This is a genomic window from Pseudanabaena cinerea FACHB-1277, from assembly GCF_014696345.1.
Lineage (GTDB): Bacteria > Cyanobacteriota > Cyanobacteriia > Pseudanabaenales > Pseudanabaenaceae > Pseudanabaena > Pseudanabaena cinerea.
Window position 1 is genome coordinate 1 of sequence record NZ_JACJPY010000159.1, and the last position, 3,742, is coordinate 3,742.

5 protein-coding genes and 1 pseudogene are annotated in these 3,742 nt (G+C 38.0%); all 6 read right to left on the bottom strand.

Annotated features, from left to right (window positions below; translation table 11 throughout):
• Positions 1–111: 111 nt before the first annotated feature.
• A pseudogene (locus H6F44_RS22315) lies at positions 112–366 on the bottom strand (DUF433 domain-containing protein); the annotation flags it as partial.
• 151 nt (positions 367–517) lie between these two features.
• Positions 518–937 carry an HNH endonuclease gene (locus H6F44_RS22320; RefSeq protein ID WP_190353282.1) on the bottom strand — a complete coding sequence of 140 codons (420 nt, stop codon included), beginning with the start codon at positions 935–937 and terminating at the stop codon, positions 518–520.
• Positions 934–1,326 (bottom strand): hypothetical protein, encoded by a 393-nt coding sequence (locus H6F44_RS22325; protein ID WP_190353283.1) that lies wholly within the window; start codon positions 1,324–1,326, stop codon positions 934–936. Before H6F44_RS22325 ends, H6F44_RS22320 begins: the two co-directional genes overlap by 4 nt.
• Before the next feature lie 147 nt (positions 1,327–1,473).
• Positions 1,474–2,202: a hypothetical protein gene (locus tag H6F44_RS22330; protein ID WP_190353284.1), complete on the bottom strand. Its 729-nt coding sequence runs from the start codon at positions 2,200–2,202 to the stop codon at positions 1,474–1,476.
• A gap of 106 nt (positions 2,203–2,308) precedes the next feature.
• Complete coding sequence (locus tag H6F44_RS22335; protein ID WP_190353285.1) at positions 2,309–3,016, bottom strand: S-layer homology domain-containing protein; 708 nt, start codon at positions 3,014–3,016, stop codon at positions 2,309–2,311.
• Positions 3,017–3,096: 80 nt separating this feature from the next.
• On the bottom strand, positions 3,097–3,540 hold the full coding sequence (locus tag H6F44_RS22340; protein WP_190353286.1) for a hypothetical protein: 444 nt from the start codon (positions 3,538–3,540) through the stop codon (positions 3,097–3,099).
• Positions 3,541–3,742 lie beyond the last annotated feature (202 nt).

Consider the following 3,742-nt stretch of genomic DNA (forward strand, 5'->3'; position numbering starts at 1 on the left):
GCTTGATCGTCTAACAGTTCAGTTAGGGGAAACTTGATCATGTTTATGTCTGTTGTTGCGTCAAAACTTTTTTCCTATTTTACCATTTCACCTATTTACCCACATGAGCGAATATTTTTTCAAGTCTTCTGCTTCTTTGAGAACGATTTGATATTCTTTTTCAACTTCTTCTTGGTGAGAGTGAATATATGCAAATGCGGCGTTGATTTGTACTTCTGTGAGGTTGAAAAACCCACAAACGAATTGGGGAGGATATTTCACATAATCCATTACATCATACAGAGTAATTCTTGTTCCTGTAATTGTTAGTCCTCTTTCTGTGCGGGTAATTAATTCCTGATTGCTAGAGGTTGTATTTATCCCCATGATTCTATTCCTAGTTTGGCACTAATTCGATGATTATATCATTTCTGTCTAGCCCCACTAATCAAATGTATCGGTCGGAATATCTCATTGCCATTAAGTGCATTCAGGCGATCACTAAAGTTGTTTTTGATGAAGTAGGCGATCAAGAACATCAATTAGGTGGATGCCAGCCTGCTTGCACCCAATTTTTACGAACAATTATGGCTAGATTATTATTCAATCTTAAAGCATTAATCGTTGCTCGACCGCAAGCTGTTGTCCCAATAATGTTGATTCCATCTGAAGTCCAAGCAAAGTTTTCTTTCCATTGCTGCTTACGAGGATTAAATAAGGAAACTACTTCGCCAGACTCAAGATCTATACCTTCAGTTTGTGTCCATTTGTATTGATTACATAATTCACAAGCTAAGCACAGATTATCTTCTGTATTAGTTCCACCTTTGGCTATAGGTTGAATATGATCTATTTGGAGTCTTCCTAAAATGTATTCTTGGTGGCTAAGGCAATATTCACAACGATTTTTAGCTCTTTGTCTAACTCGTTCTTTTATAATTTCTGAGAGAATACTCATGGCAGTAAAGGTTCTCTCAGTCCTCGTTTAACAATTTCTGCTAGTGCCATCGATTTCTTTAGCTGCCCTATCTGATAAATTGACATTAAAACGAACAACTCATAGCCTTCAGCTTCAGTTAAGCCAGTGCTTTTACCCTTTGCTTGGAGATCTCCTAATCGTTGATTTTGGAATGCATCCATTTTTAGATTAGCTAATTCAATAACTTCAGTATCTAAAAGATGGGAAATTTCTTTTTGATCACTAGTTCCTGAGAGGTTGTCAAAGACTGGTAAAACGATTTCAAGTGTGTCAGCTAAAATATCTGATAAGTTACGCGCTGTAGCTGTTCCCAGTCGCTGAGCAGATTCAACTAAGTTATCAGGTAAATCAATTGTAATTTGAGTCATCTGTTATACATAGATTGGCTTGGTTATACCTTAATTATAGCTTAGGTGTTTCTAGTGATCTGCGATCGCTCTGCCATTACGAACATTCAGGCGATCGCTAAATTTGTTTTTGATGGAATAGGCGATCGCCGATAATTTATATTCGCTTTAGCCGCAGTCCTTAACGTATGTACGTGTTTCCCAAACAGCACGATTTGAACTGGGAGCATATATCACAACATTGCCATCATCCTGAACTTCCAATCTTGCCCCATCATTGCCGAGGGTGTTAGAAGCCCATACAGGCTTATTATCATAGCCATACATGACTAAATTACCATCACTTTGCATCCGTAGAGACTCTATAGCTTTACCTTCAGTTCCAGATCCCCAAAGAGCCTTACTTCTATTATAAACAACCAAATTTCCATCTTCTTGTAATGTCAATCGGTAGCATCCATTAGGTGAAATACGGCTTTCATTCTTCCCCATTGATTCGTTAGATTTGAGCATCTTCTGAGCATTCATGTTTGCATAGTATTCTGCTCGCTTTTTAGAATCTTCATCAGCTTTAATCTTGGCTTCAGCTTCTTTTCTAGCTTTTGCTTCAGAATCAGCTTGAGCTTTGGCTTGATCGGCTTGCTTCTTAGCAATTTCTGCATCAGCTTTAGCTTGTTCTGCTTCACGTTTAGCCTTTTCAACATCCTGTGACAAATTTTCGGAGTTATCTGTTGGTGCTGGATTGGGAAGCGGCTGCGCGGGTCGGGATGGTTCAGTTGAGGGAGGATTGATTACTATTGGATCAGGACTAGGACAACCAGCAAGCCCTATGCTAATCAGAAAAATACCGCCAATAGATAGAAAAGTAGGGCGTGAGTACTTATTTTGCGACACCATATTTTTATTGTTTTGAAATTTTTTGAAAAAATAATGTAATTAACTCATGTTAATCAGATTGCGAATGATGGCTTTTCTGTTTTCCAATTAACATGAGGTAGATGTGTTAACTGCCACAATACCAAGAATGAGGATCATTCTGATTTGTGAAACCATGCTTAGGAGAACCAGTCTGAGAAATACAGACTTGATTCACATCAATTGCATTTTGACGAATCTGTCCATTAGAAAATCTCTGATCGCAAGTCCAAGTATAGACAGTTCTACCATTGAGTGTTGCCCAAGCATTCGTTCCTATACTTGGATTAAGATATGTTTTTCTACAATAACTTTCAAAATCTGCTCTCACTCTTGAAGGCTTTGCACTAGATGCTTGTCTAACTTGATCGTTTAGACCGTCATCAAAACAAACGGCAAATGCACCTCTCGACAAAACGTTACCATACCGAGACTTACAGGCATCGAGAATACCACGCATACTTGCAGCATAACTATATTGATCTGCTGAAGGATTGATTCTTTGAACTACTTGAAAACCCTGCCGCACATAGGAAACTAGCTCATTTTGAGAAATTTGTCTATTTCCTCGAAATGTTCTATCAGAGTAAAACATGGAGATCCCATACCGTTCGGTCAAGGACTGGACTGCGGAGAACCAATAATCAGTAGGTCGAACGTCAACTTGGGCAATAAGGCTCTGTGAGATTTGTTGGGATGTATTTTTGACCTTTAAATCAATCGCTTGAGCAGAAAAGGATGGAAGACAAATTAGAATAATAGTAGATGCAAATTTAAACAAGTGACGAATGAGCATAAATTTCTCCATTAAAAATATAGAATTTGAAGTTATTCGCAGAGATAGACTGAACAATTTACAAAAATGGTGGCTACAGATTACCTAGAAAAATCCGACCAATTCCAATTTTCAACATTCTGATAATCCTCAAGAGTCCATGTGTCATCGCAAGGTGGATGATCCCAAATATACTTACCTGTGTCGTAATTTACGTCTTTTCTCATGAAGACATAGCGATTTCTATCTTCAAAAATTCCAAAGGCATTCCAAAATCTTGCATCACGAGTAGTCCGTACTTTGACCATTGCAGTATCACCTACTTGTAAAGGTCTCCCAAGACGATTGATTTTCCATCCTAGGTGAGTTTTTTTAGCAGATGAGGGAACGATATACAACGAACCAATAACTTGATCTGTGTTGTTCTCAACCATAAATTGGCACTCGCGATCGCCATAAGCTACTACTTTAGAAGGAGCAAAGGCAAGCGAAGTACCTAGCATAAAGAGTGCGATAAATATCTGTGAGAATGGAAATCTATTCATAGATGATTGGTCAAACTCCTAATTTAAGGTTTTTCTCTCTTCTAAAATAACTACTTGTACTTATTACTCAGCAAGCTTATTCACTAAAATTCGAGAATAAGTAGGGCTTGCTGAAAAAACAAGAAAACCATACAAGCAATGGTATCCAAGGAGATCTAAAACTGGTAAAATGCAAGGAAAAGTAGGGAAAGCACGAAAAACC